Below are 21945 nucleotides of genomic sequence, written 5' to 3'. Positions count from 1 at the left end.
ATGGCTCCCGCGTTAAGATAAGAATGGACTAGCGTGCGTAGTGCTTTAACAGGTTTGGCACATCTAAAATTAGCGCTATACCACCATCAGAGGTAATTGTTGCCCCCGCCATACCCGGTGTACCTTGTAATAAAGCATCAAGCGGTTTAATAACCACTTCTTCTTGACCAATCAATGAATCCACTACAAAACCGACTTGCTGTGTACCAATTTGCACAATCACCACATGACCTTGCGCTTTGCGTTGTGAACGATCGGCACCTTTGACTAACCAGTGCTCTAAATAAAATAACGGCAGCGCTTTTTTACGCACTATGATGGTTAATTGGCCATCAACAACATTTGTTTTGGTTAAATCAAGATGGAATATTTCATTCACACCAGCCAGCGGTAATGCAAATGTCTGCTCGCCAACTATCACCATCAATGTTGGCAAAATAGCCAATGTTAACGGCACTTTAATTTCTAAAATAGTACCCACACCGAGCTCAGATTGAATACTCACAGAACCATTAAGTTGGGTAATTTTGGTTTTCACCACATCCATACCCACACCACGGCCTGAAATATCCGAGATCTGTTCTTTAGTCGAAAAGCCTGGCGCAAAAATCAGGTTGTATGCTTCGGTATCAGACAAGCGTGCAGCTTGCTCGTGATCAAGCACTCCTTTACTAATAGCGATTTTTTTCAGCTTTTCAGGATCCATACCCGCACCATCATCACGAATGGTAAGCAAGATATGATCACCCTCTTGAGATGCTGAAAGTGTCACTGTACCTGTACGCGATTTACCTGCGGCTTCACGCACATCCGGCATTTCAATACCATGGTCAACTGAGTTACGTACTAAGTGGACTAGTGGATCGGCCAGTGCCTCAACTAAGTTTTTATCTAAATCAGTTTCTTCACCAACCAATAACAAATTGATGTCTTTTTTCAAGCTCCGCGCTAAATCTCGTACTACGCGAGGGAAACGACCAAACACTTTTTTGATTGGTTGCATTCGCGTTTTCATCACCGCACCTTGTAAATCTGCTGTCACTACATCAAGGTTTGAGATGGCTTTACCCATCGCTTCACTTTCAGTATTGGTGGCAAGGCTCACGAGACGATTACGAACTAATACTAACTCACCAACCATATTCATTATTTGGTCAAGACGCTTAGTATCAACGCGTACTGTGGTATCAGCTTGAGGCGGTGGCGCTTTTTTAGCCGCGGCAGTGGCTGGTGCTGCTGAAGGGGCTGGATTTTCAACCACCTTACTTACTTCACTTGGAGCTGGTGTTTTAGCTTCAGGCTTAGCAATAGGAGCAGATGGCTTAACTGCGGGGGCTGGCGTAGGTGTTGACTCTGTTGCTTGGGGAGCAGTCCCTTTACCATGTAGCTCATCAAGCAGGGCTTCAAATTCATCATCACTGATTTCATCTGGGCTGCTGCTTTTTGCTGCATCAACTGGCGAGGGGGCTGGCTCTGTCGCTTCTTGGCGACTTGCAGTATTATTGCTCACCATACCAAAGCTACCAACACCATGTAATTCATCTAATAAGTTATCAAACTCATCATCGGTAATATCACTACTCGATGAATCACTAGTCACTGAGCCTGTTGTGGTTATTGGGCTTTGGCCTTTACCATGTAACTCATCAAGTAAGCTTTCAAATTCATCTTCAGTAATTTCATCAATCTGCACATCACTGGCATCGCTATCGACTTGGCCATCGAATAATAAGTCAAATGCAAATGGATCGTCATCATCTAAAATAGCATCCGCATCGACAACCGGAGTCGGTGTATCCTCAACTGAAGATGCACCACTTATTTCATCAGCAGTTGGTGGCATGCCTAATTTATGTAATACAGCGAGTAATTCAGGATCTGCAGGCTCTGGCTTTTCTCTACTTTGAATAGTCGCGAACATTTCATTAATTGTGTCGAGCGCTTGCAGGATAACATCCATCAGCTCAGAATTAACTTTACGTACACCTTGGCGTAATAAGTCGAACACGTTCTCAGCACCATGACAAGCATCAACCAACTCGGTCATACTTAAAAAGCCAGCGCCGCCTTTGACCGTATGAAAACCACGGAAAATTGCATTGAGTAATTCGGTATCATCTGGGTTATTTTCAAGCTCCACCAGCTGTTCTGACAAAAGCTCAAGAATTTCTCCAGCCTCTACTAGAAAATCTTGTAAAATATCTTCATCGACTTCAAAGCTCATGCAGTTTTCTCCTCTTAGAAGCCCAAGCTTGATAATAAATCATCTACATCATCTTGCCCGTTGACAACATCATCACGAGATTCTTTATCAATAATTGGCCCTTCTGGGCCTGCAAGTGTATTTTCAGCAGGCGGTTTTTCAATGGCTGGTGCTACTATTTTTGTTTCGCTGTCATCTTGGCTACCAAATGCTGTCAACAAGTGGATCAAGCTGTCTTCTACTTCTCTAACTAATTCGATTACCCGGCGAATAACTTGACCGGTTAAATCTTGGAAATCTTGCGCCATTAACACATTCGTCATTAGCCCTTGCAATTCATCCGTTTTAGTCTGCGAGTTATTCATAAACTTATCTAAGCTATGACACAGTGTTTTAAACTCTCCCAGTTCAATTTCACGATTCATGAGACGGTCCCATGTCGGCTTAATATGTGAAATTTCATCAGCGAGTTGTTGAGCAATAGGTAAACTTGCTTCTACCGCATCCATAGTTTTATTAGCAGCGTTTTCTGTCATTTCCATAACATAATTAAGGCGCTGCTTAGCATCAGGAATAGCATCGGTAGTTAAATCAGCTAAACGTGTATCAAGCTCAAAATTTTTCAACGCGTCATGCAGCTGACGCGTCAGTTTGCCAACTTCGGCAAATAATTCTGATTGCTCTTTTGACGCCGCATCAATAATTAATTGATCAGCTTTATCTTGTTCACCGTTTTCAAGGTAAACCACAAGCTGACGGGCTTGTTCTAAACTGATCTGAGGCGCAGCTGGTGCTGACATAAGCCTCTCCTATTTATTTAACCTAAACGCTCAAACACTTTTTCCAATTTGGTCTTAAGTGTTGCAGCTGTAAATGGTTTAACGATATAACCGTTAACACCCGCTTGGGCAGCAGCAACAATTTGTTCTTTTTTAGCTTCTGCTGTTACCATTAAAACTGGAATATGTTTGAGGCTGTCATCAGCCCTGATAGCACGCAACAAATCAATCCCTTGCATGCCCGGCATGTTCCAATCTGTTACCACAAAATCAAACTCCTGATTCTGTAACATTGGTAGCGCTGTTGAGCCATCATCAGCTTCTTGTACATTTGTAAAACCTAAATCTCTTAACAGATTTTTGATAATACGTCTCATCGTCGAAAAATCATCAACAACAAGAATTTTCATGTTTTTATCCAAAACATCCTCCGGTGAGGTCTGAACCTATATTTACTTACTACTAATTTATCCAGTCATTGATTTTTGCTTTGAGCTTAATCATCGCCTGACCATGTATCTGACTCACACGCGATTCGCTTACATCGAGTATATGTCCAATCTCTTTTAAATTCATTTCATCGTTATAATACAATGACAATACTAACCCATCTCGTTCAGGTAAGGATTGTATAGCTGCTAACAATGATTGATTAAAGCGTTCATTTTTAACGTTATTAAAGGGCTTGTCTAGCGCTAAATCATGTCCGACTGGGGTAATAACATCTTCATCAACCCCTAAATCTTCTATTCCAAGCACTTTACTGGAATTTACATCACTAAGAATATGATGGTACTCATCCAGTGTAATATCAAGTTTTTCAGCAACTTCAATGTCTTTGGGTTCGCGATTAAGTTCACTTTCAAGTTCACTAATAGCCTCTGCTACTCTGCGGCTATTACGGTGCACAGAACGAGGTGCCCAATCGCCACGGCGCATTTCATCAAGCATCGCGCCGCGAATACGAATGCCTGCGAAGGTTTCAAAGCTTGCGCCCTTGCTTGCATCAAAATTCTTTGATGCTTCAATTAACCCTATCATTCCCGATTGAATCAAATCGTCAAGTTGCACACTCGCAGGTAAACGAGCAATTAAATGGCACGCCACTTTTTTGACAAGTGAAGCATGTCGTTCAACAATCACATTTAAATTTTGTGTAGATTGATATCCCATCGCTTTATTCACCGATGCCGTCATAGTTAGCCGTTTACTAGTTTTTCTATGAAAAATTCTAAATGACCAGAAGGTTGATTAGGTATAGGCCATTTAACTGCTTTTGTCGCTAATGTTTTAAATGCTATTGCTGCTGGAGAATTTGGAAATAAATCAACAATCACTTTTTGACGACGGGTTGCTTTACGCATGTTCTCATCATAAGGAACGGTTGCAACTAACTCCATCGATACATCTAAAAAGCGGTCTGTTACTTTTGAAAGTTTAGCAAATAACTCATGGCCTTCACGCATACTGCGCACCATATTAGCCACGATTTTAAATTTATACACGCCATGTTCACGGCTTAAAACCTTGATAAGTGCATAAGCATCAGTGATTGAGGTTGGTTCATCGCATACGACCACCATGACATCTTGCGCTGCGCGCGAAAAACTTAACACCATGTCAGAAATACCAGCAGCGGTATCAACAATTAATATATCAAATTCGGTATTTAATTCGCTAAAAGCACGGATCAAACCCGCATGCTCAGAGGGAGAAAGTTCGACCATGCTTTGTGAGCCAGACGTGGCTGGTACGATTTTTATGCCTGCCGGACCCTCGACTAAAATTTCGTCGAGTTCACATTCACCTGATAAGACATGAGATAGGTTGCGCTCTACTCGAAGTCCTAACATCACATCACAGTTTGCCAACCCTAAATCGGCATCCAGTACTAAGACTCGGTTTCCGAGTTGACCTAACGCAATCGCAGTATTTAGTGAGACGTTTGTTTTACCAACCCCACCTTTACCACCGGTGACAGCGATAACTTTAACGCCGTTATTATTGTTTTTACTCATTTTACGCAGGCCACTTGCTTGATCTAATACTGTGTTAATCATACATCCCTACTGTGCTTGACGCTACTGCTTGACGTCGTGAATGTTGCGCTTTTGTTCTTTTTAAATACAATTGCTCAGCTTTTTTTACTAATTTCTCTGCATTAGCGACCCGAATGTCCTCAGGAACGCGTTGACCGTTAGTAAGATACCCTATTGGGAGGCGATTTTGAATCGCTATACTAATAATCTCACCTAAACTTAGCGATTCATCTAATTTAGTGAAAATACAGCCACTTAATTGTACTTTTTTAAAGTGTCTTACCGTCTCTTGCAATACGTTAATTTGTGCTGTGGCGCTGAGCACTAAATAGTTACGAATATCGACACGTTGATTACGCATGAGCGTGTTTAATTGCTCAGTTAAGCGTAAATCGCGTTGGCTCATACCAGCAGTATCTATTAATACTAGACGCTTATTACGTAAATGATATAAAACTTCTGCTAATTCATTGGCATCTTTTACTTGTTTAACACCACAGCCTATAATACGGCCATAAGTGGCTAATTGCTCATAAGCACCAATACGGTAGGTGTCGGTTGTAATAAGGGCTACTTTATCAGCACCATATTTCTGTGCACCAAGGGCTGCAAGTTTAGCCACCGTGGTTGTTTTACCCACTCCGGTCGGGCCAACAAGTGCATAAACACCACCTTGGCGTAAAATTTCGTTATTAGTGGTATGCATTTGGTTTTCAACCATTTGCAACAGTGCTTGCCATGCTTGCTGACGCGACACATCATCAGGAATGAAACACGCCATTTGCTCTGCTACTTCGCTGTCGATGCCCATACCCACTAAACGATCAATCATGCAAGCACGGGTTGGGTCGCGACGAGCCATATCTTGTTGCATTAAACCAGAGACCTGATATTCAAGTAATTGACGCATCGCAGCCATTTCATCTCGCATGGCGGTCATTTCATCGGTTTTGGCTGCACTTTTGTTTGGCATTGGCGCATCGAGGTCATCAAAACCACTTTCAAGTTCATCATCAAACCCTAAGCTGTGTGCTTGTGTTTGTGGACGCGGCGCGTTATCGCGACGTGTAAAATCATGATGAGCTTGTGCTTCATGACGCGCAGGCTGTGTTTGCGATTGTTGCTGCGGCTGATACTGGGTTGCTGTATCGATGCCTGATTGGCTAAACATAGAAGCAAGCTCTGGTGAGCGCGGACGAGGAGACTGGCGTTCTAATAACGCTTGTAGGCTATCTGCTACCGGTGCAGTTGGTTCCGACTGGCTACGTTGCGGCGCTGGTTTAACAAAGTGTGCATTACTTTGCGCTTGCGCCGTTGTAGCTTGTGGCTGTGCAGGAGCTTTAGGGGCAGCTTTTTCATAATCAACCGCGGCGACAATTTCGACCCCATTGGCTAACTTTTTATTTGACATGATCACCGCATCAACACCGAGTTCATCTTTAACTTCTTTTAGTGCGGTACGCATATCTTTAGCAAAAAAACGTTTTATTTTCATGGTTCAACCCCTTTAAAATCCGATTATTGGCCTACTGAGCTGACAATCTTGATCTGTCTTTCGTCTGGTACCTCTTGGTAAGACATCACTCGCAATCCTGGAATGGTGTACTTAACAAAACGAGATAACACAGTGCGTAACATTCCTGACGTTAGCAATATCGAAGGTTCACCGGCCATTTCTTGATTTTGATGCGCTTCATTTAAAGATTGTTGAAGTCGCTCTGCAAGTCCTGGTTCTATTCCGGCCCCTTCGTCGCCTGCATTTTGCAGTGACTGATGCAACATCTGTTCCAACTCAGGCGCCAAGGTTATGACAGGGATTTCTGATGACATACCCACGGCATCTTGAACAATTAATCTACGTAACGAAATGCGCACTGCAGCCGTCAATACGTCTGGGTCTTGGCTACGTGGACCATACTCAACAAGGGTTTGCACAATTGAGCGCATGTCACGAATAGCAACGCCTTCATTTAATAGGTTTTGCAATACTTTTACTATAACCGTCAGTGGCAAGGTATCTGGCACGAGTCCTTCAACTAAACGAGGGTGACTCTTAGCAAGCATATCAAGCAGGTTTTGTACTTCTTCATGACCAAGCAATAACGCCGCGCTGTTGGTTAATAATTGGCTAATGTGTGTTGCAACCACCGTTGCAGCATCGACCACGGTATAACCAAGCGATTGTGCTTCATCTTTTTGATCGGGTTTGATCCAAACAGCATCTAAACCAAAAGCAGGATCTTTTGTTTCAATGCCTTTGATAGGGCCAAATACTTGCCCAGGATTGATTGCCAACTCATCGCCATGTTTCAGCTCGCCTTCCCCAGTTGATACACCCATCATGGTGATTCTATAAGCATTAGGGTCAAGTTCTAAGTTATCGCGAATATGCACTGGGGGTACTAAAAACCCGAGCTCTTGAGATAGCTTCTTGCGTACCCCTTTTATCCGGTTTAACAGCTCGCCACCTTGTGATTGATCAACCAATGGAATTAACCGATAGCCAACTTCAAGACCGATAACATCCACTTGCTGAACGTCATCCCAGCCAAGCTCTTTCTGCTCTTGTTTATTTGCGACACCGGTGCCTGCAGCGCCTCCATTTTCAGTCTCTGCTTCTTTCGCTGCTGCTTCCTTAAGTTTACTTTGCTGCGCATAATAAGCGAGATAACCAAGTAACGCACCTAAGCTTAAGAATGCAAAATGCGGCATACCCGGCACTAAGCCCATCACAATTAAAATACCTGACGCGATAAATAATGATTTTTCGTTACCAAGTTGTTTCTTGAATTGGTCGCCCATATTGAGCGATTCATTTTGACGGGTTACAACGATTGCTGTGCCGATTGATAACAGTAATGATGGTAATTGTGCAACTAGGCCATCACCGATGGTCAGCAAGGTATACACTTCCATGGCGTTACCAAAGCTTAAGTCATGTTGGATCATGCCAACAAATAAACCACCGACTATATTAATGACCAAAATAACAATACCGGCAATTGCATCGCCTTTTACAAATTTACTCGCACCATCCATTGAGCCGTAAAAATCAGCTTCACGAGTAACTTCTTCGCGGCGGTCTCGCGCTTGCTCTGCACTAATAAAACCTGCATTTAAATCTGCATCGATGGCCATTTGTTTACCAGGCATCGCATCAAGGGTAAAACGCGCTGATACTTCAGAAATACGCCCAGCACCTTTGGTAATTACTACAAAGTTAATGATGATCAAGATTAAAAATACAACCAAACCAACGGCATAATTACCACCGATCACCACTGAGCCGAACGCTTCAATTACTTTACCGGCAGAGTCCCCGCCGTTATGCCCTTCCAACAAAACGACTCGGGTACTGGCAACATTAAGTGCTAAACGCATAATGGTTGCAATCAGCAACACAGCAGGAAACATACCAAACTCTACCGGTTTCATGGTGTATACAGTCACCAACAAAACCACTAGCGCTAAAGCTATATTAAACGAAAAAAGAATGTCGAGTAAAAATGGCGGTAACGGTAATATCACCATTCCCAGCGCTGCAAGCACTAGTAAAGGCGTACCAACGCCTTTCAAATACTCTTTTTTATCTTTATTAAGTTGTTGTAATACAGCTTTAAATTCCATAATTCTACAATTTCAAAAAATTGACACTACACGGAATTTGCAATAACTATTCCAAGTTATTAATTAAGTTGATTTAGTATTTATAGGCATCTGGGATGGGCAACGTTTTATTTAATTTTGTTGGCCGTTTGCCGCGACCTTTTTGAAAACGTTTTAGCTGAAATACATAAGCAAGTACTTGCGCCACAGCCGTGAATAGTTGATCTGGAATTTGATCACCCACCTCAGCGGTATGATACAGTGCCCGCGTTAGCATCGGGGACTCTACAATGGGAACTTCGTTACCCAGGGCTATTTTTCTAATTTGCATCGCCATTTCATCGACGCCTTTGGCAACCACAACAGGTGCTCCTGCACGCTCTGTGTCGTATTTTAACGCTACTGAGTAATGGGTTGGGTTTGTTACTACCACATCGGCATCTGGCACATCTTGCATCATTCTGCGCTGCGACATTTGTCTTTGCGTTTGTCTGATACGGGCTTTGATTTGTGGATCACCTTCGGAGTTTTTGTATTCATCTTTCACTTCTTGCAGAGTCATTTTTAACTCTTTGTGGTGCTTATGACTTTGATACGGCGCATCGATAGCCGCAATAATCGTTAAAGTGCAAGTTAATCCTAAAAACATCCACGCCAGTATTTCTAGAGCATGAATAATGTTTCCCGGCGCACTTTCGATGCTCAGATGGAGAATTTCATCAAAAAAAGTATTGATCAAAAAGACCGCAAAACCGGCCACCACCGCAAATTTTAGAATTGATTTAACCAGCTCAACTCCCGCTTGCGGACCTAACATCCGCTTTATGCCTTTTGCTGGCGACATTTTACTGGCTTTGGGTGCCGCAGCCTCCCAACTAAAGTTAAAACCACCTAACAAGGTATTACCTATGATACCCGCCAGCACAATAATAAACACAAACATCGCCATCGGAAATACCAACGCATCGGCCACCGCTCCCCACACAGAAAACATTTTAGTGGTATCGTAGGTTTCATTACGGTTTAAGCTGAGCATGCGACCCATTATATTATACAAACCTTTACCAATTTCAGGCCCATACAATAACAATGAGATAGCAGAAAAAATCAGCACAAACATAGTACCAAGCTCTTTAGAGCGCGCTATTTGGCCTTTCTTTTTCGACTCTTCTATTTTTTTCCCTGTGGGTTCTTCGGTTTTTTCTTGACCAGAATCTTCAGCCATCACTCTCTCCTAAGGGGAACAACCAACTAAAGTACACATTAACTCAACCATTTTTAACCATTGAAACTCAAATTGAGTCACAAAGTTGCCTAAAGTTGCCCAAATAATCACTAGTCCCGCCACTAAGGTAAACGGAAAACCGATAGAAAAAATGTTTAGCTGCGGCGCAGCTCGAGTCATTACACCAAACGACATGTTGATCACTAACATTGCAGTCAAAGGCGCCAGTGCTAACACCAGTGCCGTAGTAAACATCCAACCACCCCACGTCACTATGTCCCAATAATGGTCCACTGCCCACCAATTACCGTCAATCGGCAAAACCTCAAAGCTGTGCACCACCATTTGAATCATCATTAAATGACCATTAAAGACAAAAAATAACAGCGTTGCTAAAATCAAATAGAACTGCCCCACAGCGGGCACGCTCAAGCCATTCGAGGGATCCACAATCGAGGCAAAACCTAAGCCAGTTTGCATTGCCAGAATTTGCCCCGCTAACACAAAAGTATTTAACATTAACAATGATGCAAAACCAATGGCGATACCTATTAGCAGCTGTTGAATAACCACTAAAATCATTTCAAAAGAGAATAAGTTATTAAATGTGGCAGGTGGTAACACGGGCACCACTAAAAAAGTAGTGACGACGGCAAGCCCCATTTTTATCCGTGTCGGCACAGTTTTAGCGCCAATGCCTGCCATCACCATGATCATTGCGCTAATACGTACTAACGGCAGTAAAAAATCACTCAGCCACTGGATAATGACCGAAAAAGGGAATTCCATACTAGCCTGCAATCTCTGGAATGAGGATAATTAGCCGAGTAAAAAAATCCATCAGCTCTTGGGTTAACCAATGGCCACCGATAATAAGTGCGCTAATAGTAATTAATAAGCGCGGTAAAAAACTGAGTGTTTGTTCGTTAATCGAGGTGGCAGCTTGGAACACTGCAACCACTAAGCCGACCAATAAACCTGGTACTACAATCGCGGAGACTAACTTAATCACTAAAAATAAGGCATCGCTGAGTATATCAACAAAAATTTCCGGTTCCATGTTGCGCTCCTAGCCGTGCTTTACACAGTGTTGCATTGCCATATCAGGTACCTAAACCAAAGCTTTTAGCTAAAGTACCCATGACTAAACTCCAACCATCGACAAGTACAAACAGCATGATTTTAAAGGGTAGTGAAACGATCATCGGCGATAGCATCATCATACCCATTGCCATTAGTACCGACGCAACTACTAGATCGACTATCAAAAATGGAATAAAAAACATAAAACCGATAATAAACGCGGTTTGCAGTTCACTGGTCACAAAAGCAGGAATAAGTACAATGAATGGTGTCGCTTCAGGAGAATCTAACTGATCATAACCAGCAATTTTGGCGAACGTTTCTAAATCTTTAATACGCACCTGTGAGAGCATAAATGCTTTCATTGGCTCTTTGGCAAGCTCTAGGGCTTGAATCGATGTGACCTGTTCATTCAAATACGGTTCAATCGCTTGCTCATTCACTTTTTGGTACACCGGCGCCATAATAAAAATACTTAAAAATAATGACATACCTAATAGTATTTGATTTGATGGCGTTTGTTGTAAACCAATGGCTTGGCGTAAAATTGCCAACACTACAATGATCCGGGTAAATGAGGTCATCATGATCACCGCCGCTGGAATAAAACTCAGCGCGGTCATAATGGCGAGTACTTGCAGCGTTACCGAGTAATCTTGAGAGCCATCGGGATTGGTAGTAATATTCAATGCTTCAATCCCTTCAGCGTTAACTGACGGGATGAAAATCAGTGCAAAAAATAGTAGCAGCCACTTAATCATATTATTAGTTCTTTTTAGTGTGGTTAGTTTGTGGGTTTAAGAGTTTACCAAAACGCTCGGCAAGGGCTGGTAACTCTTTTTCGCTCAACGGGGTTTCTAATTTATGGAGGTAGTTAATACTGTGTGGCGTCACACCAAGTAAGTGCTGACAGTTATCAATTTCGATCACCATCAAACGTTCACGTGCACTTAGCGGTAAACTACGTACCACTTTAAACTCATCCGTATTCGCTAAATTAGGGTTTAGCTTTTTAACCAAAAATGCCAGTACTACAATCAGCACTAGCACCATGATTAAAGACATCGCCATTGACAATAAATCGCCCATCGGTGAGCCTGTGGGGAGCGCAGCACTGGCTGCGGTCGATAAAAATAGCCAACTGTTCATCGTAATTTTTTGATCCGTTCAACTTGACTGATCACATCAGTAAGACGGATACCAAATTTATCATTAACTACAACAACTTCACCATGCGCTATCAATGTTCCATTGACTAACACATCTAATGGCTCGCCTGCTACGCGATCAAGTTCCACTACAGATCCTTGATTCAGTTGCAGTAAGTTACGAATATTAATTTTTGAACGGCCAACTTCCATAGAAATTGTGACCGGGATATCCAAAATAGTATCGAGTTTGCGCTTTTCTTCGCCACTCATTTCATGTTTTGTATCACTTAACTCATCAAGCTCAGTTACTTTGGCGCCATCAGAATTCTCCGTCCCTTCAGCTTCGGCCAATGCTGCAGCCCATTCGTCCATTGTATCTTGGTCATCACTCATACTATTAAACCTTTTTATTCTCTTACCAGTCTAAATCAACACCTTCCGAGAGGTGTAAATCATCTTCTAGTTCTGCTAATTCCGCATCTGAATCAAGTTTTTTGCCGCCTTTGGTAAAGACATGCAGTTCTGATTTAACCGATTCAGGACGTTTAATTTTTTCACTGATTTGCAGTGCAACATTATCGCGAGAGCGACCCATTTTGGCTCTGAATGTGGGTAACTCTTCAACAAATACCGTGATATGCTCTGGCATTTCGACAGGGATAATATCCCCCGCTTTTAATTCCATGATTTGCGCTAAGCTTAAATCAACTTCAAGTAGCTGTGTTGATATTTCAACTTCCACATCCATGATTTCATCTCGCAGTGCTTTACTCCAGCGTAAATCAGTATCTTCGGTATCTGATTGCACACCCGCATCGAGCAATTCACGAATAGGCTCAAGCATTGAATAAGGCAAGGCAATATGAAAATCACCGCCGCCGCCGTCAAGTTCGATATGAAATGAGCTGATCACGACCACTTCGGTTGGACTAACAATGTTTGCCATCGCAGGGTTTACTTCTGAATCAAGGTATTCAAAAGACACGTCCATCACCGGCGCCCACGCTTCTTTGTAATCTTCAAAAATTATTTTGAGTAGCATTTGCACGATACGTCGTTCGGTAGGCGTAAATTCACGGCCTTCTATTTTGGCATGATAGCGACCATCACCACCAAAAAAGTTATCAACCAAAATAAACACTAAACGTGCTTCCATAGTGATTAAGCCCGTGCCTTTGAGCGGGCGAAAACGCACCATATTAAGGCTGGTAGGAACAAATAAAGTATGGATGTATTCACCAAACTTTATCATTTGGACGCCATTGATAGAAACTTCAGCAGTACGACGCATCATATTGAACAAACTGATGCGCATGTGCCTTGCAAAGCGTTCGTTGACAATTTCCAAAGTCGGCATGCGACCACGAACAATACGATCTTGTGACGAAAAGTCGTATTGCAGCGTACTACCGCCATCATCACCGTCTTGTAAATCCTCCTCTTCGACTTCATCAACGCCATGTAAGAGAGCATCGATTTCATCTTGGGATAATAAATCGCTCACGCTGACCCCTTATTGCATCACAAAGCCGGTAAACAACACCCGCTCGATCACTTTACTACCTTCTACGTCAGTTAGCGCAGTTTGTACTTTATCAAGCGCTGCCACTCGTAGTGTCTCTTTTCCTTCACTGGTGCCCAGTTCGTCGGCTGTGGTGGTTGAAAATACGCCAAGCAAGGTACCTTCAATCAGCGGGATATGCTTTTTGGCAATTTCTTCATTAACATCACCGCGTACCAACAATTGTACTTTAATTTGCACGATACGATCACGGCTGGCGCCAGGGACATTAAAAATAAAAGGCCGTGGCATGGCAACATATAAAGCACTGCCGACTTTTGCACCATCACCACTGTTGGCAGCGGGTTCAGCTGATGCAACCGATTCATCGGCGAGTGATTCTGGTGCAGCATCAGAGCCTGACATTAAGAAAAACCCGACTGCACCACCGATCACTAAAACAACCGCAGCAATAATAATGATCAACTTCTTTTTACTTTTGCTACCGTCTTCAATTTCTAAATTTGCTTCTTCAGCCATGCCAATTTCCTTTACGCCTTGATAACAGTGATATTACGAGTGTCACTTCACACCATCAAGTTATTTATTTTTATAGTCTTATAATAGCAGGTGTTAGGCATAGTAATCTATTGATGATGAAGATTGTTGCCCAGTTGCAGCTGAAGATTGCTGAGTTACGCTATCCTGTTGTTCATTTTGCTGCTTATTTGCCAGTTGTCCTTGACCATTTTGTTGAGCATCGTCGCCGTGTTCAGCCTGGCTATTACCTTGCTGAATGCTACTTTCCCCTAACTCAATGCCTTGTTGTGCGAGTAATTCACGTAATCGAGGTAATGATTGCTCAAGCGCTTCTTTGGCTTGTTGATTTTGCACAACAAAATTAATGTGTGCCTGCTCGGCATCGCTACGAATGCGAATTTGCATACTGCCCATTTCTGGTGGATCTAAACGTATTTCAGCTTCTTTATTGTTGATACTTAGTAAAGCACTTACTCGTTCTTGCAATAGTTTTGCCGCATCACTTTTCACAATATTCAACGCTTGTAATACCGTAGGATCAAGGTTTACTTGCTTGGTCGTTGATGTTGGGCTTGTTTGTTGAACGTGCATGACTTGCATATCAGTCAGTGCTTGCTGATAACTTTGCTCACGAGCCTCAGAAACCGCCGTTGCTGTCAGTGCCGATGTAAGCCCAGTAATTTGACCAAACAACTGATTGACACGAGTAGTTGCGCTTTCACGTAATTGACTTTGATCTGCTTTCGCATTGTCGGCGATTAAATCGTCTTTAAGTCCGTTTTCTTGTATTGCCTGCTTAGTTAACTGCACCTCACTGGCTACTTTCAGCTGCCCTGCTTGCTGTTTTGTATCACTTTGCAAAACATCGGGTTTATTCGCTGTGGCTACTGTATTATTCGGCTCTAGTATATTCTCTGAAGCACTAGATAACATTGCAGAGTTTGTGCTTGCTAGGAGACTACTAGATGCAGCTGTACTCATGTTTTGCGCCTTGGCGTCGGTTGTTTTTACAGTCGTATTTGTTTGCGCAAGTTCATCAATCACAGTACTGATCTTAGCTAATAACGCGCCTTTGGGCTGTTCAGTGGCTATAAAATCTTGTAATTTCTGACTAAGCGCTTGTTTTTGATCCGTGCTTAATAACGACAGCTGTTTACTTAACTCAGCGACATCTGCTGGGGTTGTAAGCACAGTAGCTGCAGGCTTAGTTGCAACTTGGCTATTTAATGTGACAAATTCTGTCAACATTTGTTTTAAATGAGTCACGCCAGCTTCGTTTGCACCTTGCTCACGGATAGCAAGTACCTGTGTTTGCAACTGTTGTCGTTGATCCGCTGTTAAATTCGCGAGTACTGGATCTGCATTTTTTTGTCCTGCAGGGGGATCACTTAATAGTAGCTTGGTGGCCTGTTGCAACGCAGCATTATCGGGTGCTATTAGTTGCTCAACATTTTGCGCTGTAGCGTTTGTTGATTGTGCAATATTAACAGGCTTAGTATTGCCACCCTCGTCTGCCATCACAGCAGTTTTAATCGCGGCGGCAGAATCTGTTAGCGTCGCATCTGGACTGGGTTTAGCGGCACTACTTGGCTCTGTGGGTTGTGATACAAAAGCAGCTGACTTTGTTTTTTCATCGCCGATGATTGCAGCAATTTCTTTAGCTGAATATTTATCTGTGCCTGATTGCAGGTCATCAATAATAGGTGTTACCGCATCGCCAGGGGGAGTATTTCCTTTCAGTTGCAACTGTTTATCAATGGCATCTGCCACTACGGTTTTTTCTGTCAGCAACGTTGGCTTTAATTGCTGCTCTTCTAGTTCATCAGTCTCTAGTGGCGTATCAATAATAGGGGTAACTTTATCAATAGGACGCGGTGTTTTTAACTCAATAAGTGTATCAGGATCAATTGCTTCTTCTTGATAACTACCAAATTGGGTAGTGAGTGTAGAGTTTGTAGCTGAAGTACTATTTACGCTGGTATCCATATTATTTGCCGCAGTGATCTGGGCGAGCATATCATCACCAGAAATCGTAGAATCACTTTCAGCGTCGTTGTCGATTGCTGTTTTTTCAGTGCTTTCTGCTTTGTCTTGAACTACAACTAACTCGCTAAGCTTACTGCTATTAGGCTCTTTAACAAGGGGTTCAACACTATTATGCGCAGTTTGTAGTTGAGTAAAAAAGTCACCACCTTGAGTGCTTTCAATATCTGTTGCTGCACTGCCTTTGGTACTGTCTTTTTTGTTTAACTGAACATCTTTATCAGTTGAGATAAACACTGAAAGATCACTAATAGCCATAATTCACCTAGATTAAAAGTGGCAATTTGCCGCCGCAGTTTGCCAGAATAAATACTTCATATATTAGGTAAGCAAATAATATGCCTAAGCTGTTCGCAGTAGTTAAACAATCCAATTTAGCGCAATAAATTATAGACTGCGGTACCTTTGGTAAAATTGATTTGCTGAGAATTCATCCAACATTTTTTGTTCATTCTTTTGCGCAAGCACATTTGCTTTCAGTTGTTGTTTTTCTATTAACTTAGCAACCGCTTTGGCTTTAATTTGCTGTTTTAGCCATAAACTTTGCCGTTGCGAAACAACTTGTTTCGCAGTACTTACGGTATTACCCTGCTGGCGTATAGCTTCTTCAATTTTGGCTATAAAAGCGTGATATTGACTAAATCCAGCACTACTTAACCCAGATTGCCCCTTCAGATGTAATTGCTGAGTATACTCCAGCCTAAAGTTATTCAATCCCTGCAGCTTTTGTTGATTAACTTGCAAGTTTTGCTGCGCTTGCAAAAAATTCATCCGTAACGACTCTTCTTTATCGTTTTCTATTTTTAGCAATAAATCGAGCTTATTATTCGCCATTATGCTTGTCCTAATAATTGCGCAAGCCCTTGCAAGCCATCGTCATAACTGATCACCTCTTTCATGCCTTGTTGTAAAAAGGCATTCACTCTTGGCATCATATTAATTGCTTGATCCAACATTTGATCGGTGCCTTTTTGATAAGCCCCTAAGGTGATCATATCTTTATTTTGCTGGAACATTGAGTACACTTGTTTTAACACGCGTGCTTGCTGCATATGAGGCTCAGAAACAACTTGCGGCATAACCCGAGAAATTGATTTTTCAATATCTATGGCTGGGTAATGGCCACTATCAGCAAGCTCACGTGATAACACGATATGGCCATCTAAAATTGCTCGCGCAGCGTCAGCTATAGGGTCTTGCATATCATCACCTTCACTGAGAACAGTAAAAAATGCGGTAATCGAGCCTTGCCCTTCACCACCATTGCCCGCCCGCTCCACCAGCGCTGGGAGTTTTGCAAATACTGACGGTGGGTAGCCTTTTGTTGCTGGGGGCTCACCTACAGCAAGTGCTATTTCACGTTGCGCCATGGCATAACGCGTTACCGAATCCAGTAACAATAGAACATTTAAACCTTGATCCCGAAAATATTCAGCTATAGTCACGGCACTTTCACAACCTTTTAAACGCATCAAAGGGGAAGCATCGGCAGGAGCCGCCACCACCACTGAACGTTTGCGCCCTTCTACTCCGAGTATTTCTTCAATGAATTCTTTTACTTCGCGGCCACGTTCACCGACAAGGCCAACCACGATAACATCCGCTTCTGAGCCGCGTGTCATCATACCCAGTAATACCGATTTACCTACACCGGAGCCTGCGAATAACCCCATGCGCTGGCCTTGACCAACAGTGATCACGGAATTAATCGCGCGTACGCCAACATCCATTGGTTGGGTGATCGGTCGTCGTGATAACGGGTTAATGGTATTTTGCGCAAATTTTAAATAATGCTCAGCCTTGATTGCGCCTAGGCCATCCAATGGACGCCCAAGCCCATCAACAACACGGCCAAGTAAACTCATGCCGACCGGTAACCCTGTGTCATTTACTTGTGGGATCACCCGTGCACCTGGCAGCACACCTGAAATATGATCGTTGGGCATTAAATACAATGTTTGATCGTTAAAGCCAACAATTTCAGCATCAACAAAACCGTGCATCGTCTCAATTTTGCATTGACTACCCACAGGTGCCCGTAACCCTTTCGCTTCTAAAGTTAACCCTACAACACGGGTTAAAATTCCAGCAACTGCGGGGGTAGGCCGATGAATATGCTGTTGATATTGTTGTAAACGTTCACTTAACGGACGAGGTTGAGAGCTCATTGCAAACCAAAAATAGCGTTAGATACCACTACTATGCAAAAAGCTATCCAATGTTTCTTTGACGCGGGTTTTGATGGTCATATCAATGGATGATTGTGGGGTTTTAACTTGGCAACCGCCCCGCTCTAACGTAGGCTCTGGTACCAATTGCCAGTGATTATCAGCCAAAGCCGCTTCACCGTAACTGCTTTTTACCAGCTCAATATCATCAGGGTGCAAATGGATGCGCACACCTTGTTGCTCATTAGCTAATACATCAATACATTGCTTTAAGCTTTGTAAAACAATCTCTGGAGACGTTTTTATCTCTTGATAAACAAGTGCTTCCGTTAACATAACGGTTAACTGAACCAGCTGTTTTTCAGCATCGTCATCCACTTTTGCAAGTGGTGCTGACAAGCTATCTAATAAGCTTTTTAAACTTGTTAGCTGCTCTTCTATAAGCGGTTTTACATCTTCATGGCCTTGTGTTTTACCAAGCTCAACACCTTCTTTGTAGCCTGCTTCTTTGCCTTCGCCTACGCCTTTTTCAAAGCCATCAATGTAACCTTGTTCATGGCCTTGTTTTAAACCTTCTTCATACGCATCTTGACGAATGCGCTCCAACTCAGCCATTGTAAGCGATGGCAGTTCTGGCTCTTCAGACTCCACATCTGCTGCGTTTTGTTCAAGCTCTTTACGATATAAATCCGCCAGCGGCGTGCCAAACGCGGTTGAGCGACCAGCAAATTTTCGCGCGTCTTGCGTCACATCTGGAATTGGCCAATTTTCTAATAACTCATCGACCGCTTCACTGGCATGTAGAGGACGGCCTTGATATTGAGTAGGTTTTGTCATGGTTTACAAGAACTCCTCACCACCACCACCGCCAAGCATAATTTCACCTGAATCCGCTAACCGACGCGCTGTCGATAAAATTTCTTTTTGCGCAGCTTCTACTTCACTAATTCGCACCGGTGCCATCGCTTCAAGATCGTCCGCCAATAATTCGGCGGCACGTTTGGACATATTGCCAAGGATTTTCTCTTTTAATGCATCGTCAGTGCCTTTGATTGCTTTCATCAACACATCTTGCTGTACTTCGCGCAAGATAGCTTGAATACCACGATCATCTACATCCATTAAGTTTTCAAATACAAACATTAGATCTTGAATTTGTTGCGACATTTCCTCGTCATGTTCACGAATTGAATCCATTAACTGCCCTTCAATATTGGTATCAAGGTAGTTCATAATATCTGCAGCGGCTTTTAAGCCACCCATTTTCGCAGCTTGCGCGCCTGCTTGTCCGGCAAATTGTTTTTCCATGATCTCATTCAACTCTTGCAAGGCTGCAGGTTGTACTTCTTCAAGGTTAGCAATACGCATGGTTAAATCTAAGCGCACTTTTTCAGGGAATTGCGCCAAAATTTCGGCAGATTGCTCCGGCTCTAAGTACGATAAAACAATAGTTTGGATTTGTGGATGCTCGTTGCGAATAATATTGGCAACTTGTTTTGAATCCATCCATTTTAGTGAATCAAGGCCTTTGGCCCCGGAGCCCATTACAATTTGGTCAATTAAACTCGCTGCTTTATCTTCACCAAGTGCTGCGGTTAAGGCTTTTTTGATAAAATCTTCCGATTGGAAACCTATCGTACTAAAGCTTTGTATTTGTTCTATAAACAAGTTGTGTACGGCACTTATTTTGGCTTGCGATAGATCATCTATCGCCGCCATTGCCATACCCACCTTTTGCACTTGTTTTGGCTCAAGGTGCTTAAGTATTTGCGCTGCATCTTCTTCAGATAAGCTAAGCAGTAAAATTGCCGCTTTATCTACACCGTCTAATTTATCAACATCAAACGCTGCTGGCAGTTGTTTTTGTTCTTGATCAGTCATCTTCAGTTAACCACGCTTTCACAACTTGTGAGGAGAGTTCCGGTTCATTCGCAACCAAGGCGCGAACTGCTTTTAATAAGTCTTCATCGCCGTGTAGGTCTGGTAACTGTAGTGTACCATCACTTGAGAAGCCAACCGAAGCAGAATCAAAATCTTTATTTAGCATATCTAAAGTGTTATCACCAATATCAACACCTGAGCTAAGTGCATCATCATCATACTCTTCAAGAGTGTCATCTGGGTAAATTAGACGTTTCAGCATAGGTTTCACCACAGCCATTATCAATACAATGATAACCAACGCACCAAGCACCAAACGCACTACTTTCATAAACCAATTTTGTTCCCAAAGCGGCACTTCAATTGCTAAGTCCATTGGTTCACGTACAAACGGCACAGTTACAACCTCTAGGGCATCACCGCGCTGTAGGTCAAAACCAACACCACCTTGCAGTAAACGACGAATATTTGACAACGCTTCCACAGAGCGAGGAACCATAGTGGTTTCACCATTTTCACCCGCACTTGCAATGTAATCAACTGCGACTGAAACACTGATACGACGTATCACTCCGCTTTGCTGACGCTTGTGGGAAATAGTGGTATCAAGTTCATAATTTCGCGTTGCTTCTTTATGGCTGCGACTTGGTGATGAACTTGTGCCTGCACCACCTTGACCAGCCACTTCAGGAATATTTGAGTCAAGAGGTGGTTGGTTAGTCAACGCGCCCGGAATACCGACAGCTAAACCACCGATGTTGTTTTCTTCAAAGGTCGTTTCACTGCGTACCGCCGGTAAATCAGGGTTGAAACGTTTTTGTGTTTCTTCAATTGCACTAAAGTCCATACTTAAATCAACTTGTGCAGTGTAATTACCCAAGCCAAGTACAGGAATGAGGATACTGTCTATTTTCTCTAAGTATTCTTGTTCACGCTTGCGCTCAACTTCGTATTCTTTGCGTGAGCGTGAGGCTAATGAGCTTTGTGAACCTGAGTTTAGCAGGCGGCCATTTTGATCGGTGACCGTCACACGCGCAGGCTCTAAACCTTGCACTGCAGAGCCGATGATATCAACTATCGCGTCCACTTCTTCACTATCAAGTGTACGGCCACGCTTTAAGGTTAACACCACCGTTGCTGATGGCTTCTTCTCGCGACGAGCAAATACATTCTCTTTTGGAATTGCGAGCAATACTTTGGCACGAGTCACATTCTGTAATTCTTCGATAGTACGGGCTAGCTGTTGCTCACGACCATGTTTTAAGCGCTCACGCTCCAAGCGCTGGCTCACACCAAACCCCATGTCTTGCATAATTATATCTGTGCCAGAGCTTGGCGCTTGCTCAATGCCTTCACGGGTCATTAGCAATTTAATATTTTGATATTCGCTCTCAGCAACAGACACTACGTTACCATCAAGCTGATACTCTATTTTTTGTGCATCTAAAAAGTCGAGCGTTTGAATAAGCTCTTCTGTCGGCATTTTGCCAAGTGGGCGCATATCAGGCTGACGAGCCCAAATAATCACGAAAATTGCAATGGCCAAACAAATAGCTAAAGCAACGATTAAGGTCACCTGACGCAATACATCAACGCCGTTTAATGCACTTAAATAGCCTGACTTTTGTTCTTGTTGATCGTCGTTATCACTTTGGTCGATACCACCACCGGCTAAAGCAAGATCGGTTGATTGATTAGATTGCGCCACAATAATTCTCCACTACCT

Annotated in this window: 21 protein-coding genes; all 21 read right to left on the bottom strand. The window is 42.9% G+C overall.

Annotated features, from left to right (window positions below; all coding sequences use genetic code 11):
* Positions 1–28: 28 nt before the first annotated feature.
* The 21 genes from A7968_RS10645 to fliF all read right to left on the bottom strand — a co-directional run bounded on the left by A7968_RS10645 (position 29) and on the right by fliF (position 21927).
* On the bottom strand, positions 29–2224 hold the full coding sequence (locus A7968_RS10645; RefSeq protein WP_064666550.1) for a chemotaxis protein CheA: 2196 nt from the start codon (positions 2222–2224) through the stop codon (positions 29–31).
* A gap of 14 nt (positions 2225–2238) precedes the next feature.
* Complete coding sequence (locus A7968_RS10640; protein WP_064666549.1) at positions 2239–3003, bottom strand: protein phosphatase CheZ; 765 nt, start codon at positions 3001–3003, stop codon at positions 2239–2241.
* Positions 3004–3020: 17 nt separating this feature from the next.
* Positions 3021–3404 carry a chemotaxis response regulator CheY gene (cheY, locus tag A7968_RS10635; RefSeq protein ID WP_016708035.1) on the bottom strand — a complete coding sequence of 128 codons (384 nt, stop codon included), beginning with the start codon at positions 3402–3404 and terminating at the stop codon, positions 3021–3023.
* 40 nt (positions 3405–3444) lie between these two features.
* Complete coding sequence (locus tag A7968_RS10630) at positions 3445–4155, bottom strand: RNA polymerase sigma factor FliA (RefSeq protein WP_064666638.1); 711 nt, start codon at positions 4153–4155, stop codon at positions 3445–3447.
* A gap of 26 nt (positions 4156–4181) precedes the next feature.
* On the bottom strand, positions 4182–5042 hold the full coding sequence (locus tag A7968_RS10625; RefSeq protein WP_064666548.1) for a MinD/ParA family ATP-binding protein: 861 nt from the start codon (positions 5040–5042) through the stop codon (positions 4182–4184).
* Entirely contained in the window at positions 5035–6516 is a 1482-nt protein-coding gene (gene flhF / locus A7968_RS10620) for a flagellar biosynthesis GTPase FlhF (protein ID WP_064666547.1), read from the bottom strand. Before flhF ends, A7968_RS10625 begins: the two co-directional genes overlap by 8 nt.
* A gap of 23 nt (positions 6517–6539) precedes the next feature.
* A complete protein-coding gene (gene flhA, locus A7968_RS10615) occupies positions 6540–8648 on the bottom strand; it encodes a flagellar biosynthesis protein FlhA (RefSeq protein ID WP_064666546.1) in 2109 nt (702 codons plus the stop codon).
* 73 nt (positions 8649–8721) lie between these two features.
* Positions 8722–9852: a flagellar biosynthesis protein FlhB gene (flhB, locus tag A7968_RS10610; RefSeq protein WP_064666545.1), complete on the bottom strand. Its 1131-nt coding sequence runs from the start codon at positions 9850–9852 to the stop codon at positions 8722–8724.
* A gap of 9 nt (positions 9853–9861) precedes the next feature.
* Positions 9862–10641, bottom strand: coding sequence for a flagellar biosynthetic protein FliR (gene fliR / locus A7968_RS10605; protein ID WP_064666544.1), 780 nt, complete (start codon positions 10639–10641; stop codon positions 9862–9864).
* Between the two features lies 1 nt (position 10642).
* On the bottom strand, positions 10643–10912 hold the full coding sequence (gene fliQ / locus A7968_RS10600; protein WP_064666543.1) for a flagellar biosynthesis protein FliQ: 270 nt from the start codon (positions 10910–10912) through the stop codon (positions 10643–10645).
* A 43-nt stretch (positions 10913–10955) separates the two neighbouring features.
* Positions 10956–11696: a flagellar type III secretion system pore protein FliP gene (fliP, locus tag A7968_RS10595; RefSeq protein ID WP_064666542.1), complete on the bottom strand. Its 741-nt coding sequence runs from the start codon at positions 11694–11696 to the stop codon at positions 10956–10958.
* 4 nt (positions 11697–11700) lie between these two features.
* Positions 11701–12084 carry a flagellar biosynthetic protein FliO gene (gene fliO, locus A7968_RS10590; protein ID WP_064666541.1) on the bottom strand — a complete coding sequence of 128 codons (384 nt, stop codon included), beginning with the start codon at positions 12082–12084 and terminating at the stop codon, positions 11701–11703.
* The gene (gene fliN / locus A7968_RS10585) at positions 12081–12479 is read right to left on the bottom strand and encodes a flagellar motor switch protein FliN (RefSeq protein WP_064666540.1); all 399 of its coding nucleotides are present in this window, start codon (positions 12477–12479) and stop codon (positions 12081–12083) included. The genes fliO and fliN overlap by 4 nt, the downstream gene beginning before the upstream one ends.
* A 22-nt stretch (positions 12480–12501) precedes the next feature.
* Positions 12502–13590, bottom strand: coding sequence for a flagellar motor switch protein FliM (gene fliM / locus A7968_RS10580; protein WP_064666539.1), 1089 nt, complete (start codon positions 13588–13590; stop codon positions 12502–12504).
* 9 nt (positions 13591–13599) lie between these two features.
* Positions 13600–14127 (bottom strand): flagellar basal body-associated protein FliL, encoded by a 528-nt coding sequence (gene fliL, locus A7968_RS10575; RefSeq protein WP_064666538.1) that lies wholly within the window; start codon positions 14125–14127, stop codon positions 13600–13602.
* A 93-nt stretch (positions 14128–14220) separates the two neighbouring features.
* Complete coding sequence (locus tag A7968_RS10570; protein WP_064666537.1) at positions 14221–16428, bottom strand: flagellar hook-length control protein FliK; 2208 nt, start codon at positions 16426–16428, stop codon at positions 14221–14223.
* Positions 16429–16557: 129 nt separating this feature from the next.
* Positions 16558–17004, bottom strand: coding sequence for a flagellar export protein FliJ (gene fliJ / locus A7968_RS10565; RefSeq protein WP_064666536.1), 447 nt, complete (start codon positions 17002–17004; stop codon positions 16558–16560).
* Complete coding sequence (fliI, locus tag A7968_RS10560) at positions 17004–18338, bottom strand: flagellar protein export ATPase FliI (protein WP_064666535.1); 1335 nt, start codon at positions 18336–18338, stop codon at positions 17004–17006. Before fliI ends, fliJ begins: the two co-directional genes overlap by 1 nt.
* Before the next feature lie 18 nt (positions 18339–18356).
* A complete protein-coding gene (fliH, locus tag A7968_RS10555) occupies positions 18357–19175 on the bottom strand; it encodes a flagellar assembly protein FliH (RefSeq protein ID WP_064666534.1) in 819 nt (272 codons plus the stop codon).
* Between the two features lie 3 nt (positions 19176–19178).
* A complete protein-coding gene (gene fliG, locus A7968_RS10550) occupies positions 19179–20219 on the bottom strand; it encodes a flagellar motor switch protein FliG (RefSeq protein ID WP_064666533.1) in 1041 nt (346 codons plus the stop codon).
* The gene (fliF, locus tag A7968_RS10545; RefSeq protein ID WP_064666532.1) at positions 20212–21927 is read right to left on the bottom strand and encodes a flagellar basal-body MS-ring/collar protein FliF; all 1716 of its coding nucleotides are present in this window, start codon (positions 21925–21927) and stop codon (positions 20212–20214) included. The genes fliG and fliF overlap by 8 nt, the downstream gene beginning before the upstream one ends.
* Positions 21928–21945 lie beyond the last annotated feature (18 nt).

The organism is Pseudoalteromonas prydzensis (genome assembly GCF_001661495.1).
In the GTDB taxonomy this organism is placed as follows: domain Bacteria; phylum Pseudomonadota; class Gammaproteobacteria; order Enterobacterales; family Alteromonadaceae; genus Pseudoalteromonas; species Pseudoalteromonas prydzensis.
The sequence above is the reverse complement of the archived record's forward strand: the minus strand, read 5'-3'. Positions and strand labels throughout refer to the sequence as shown.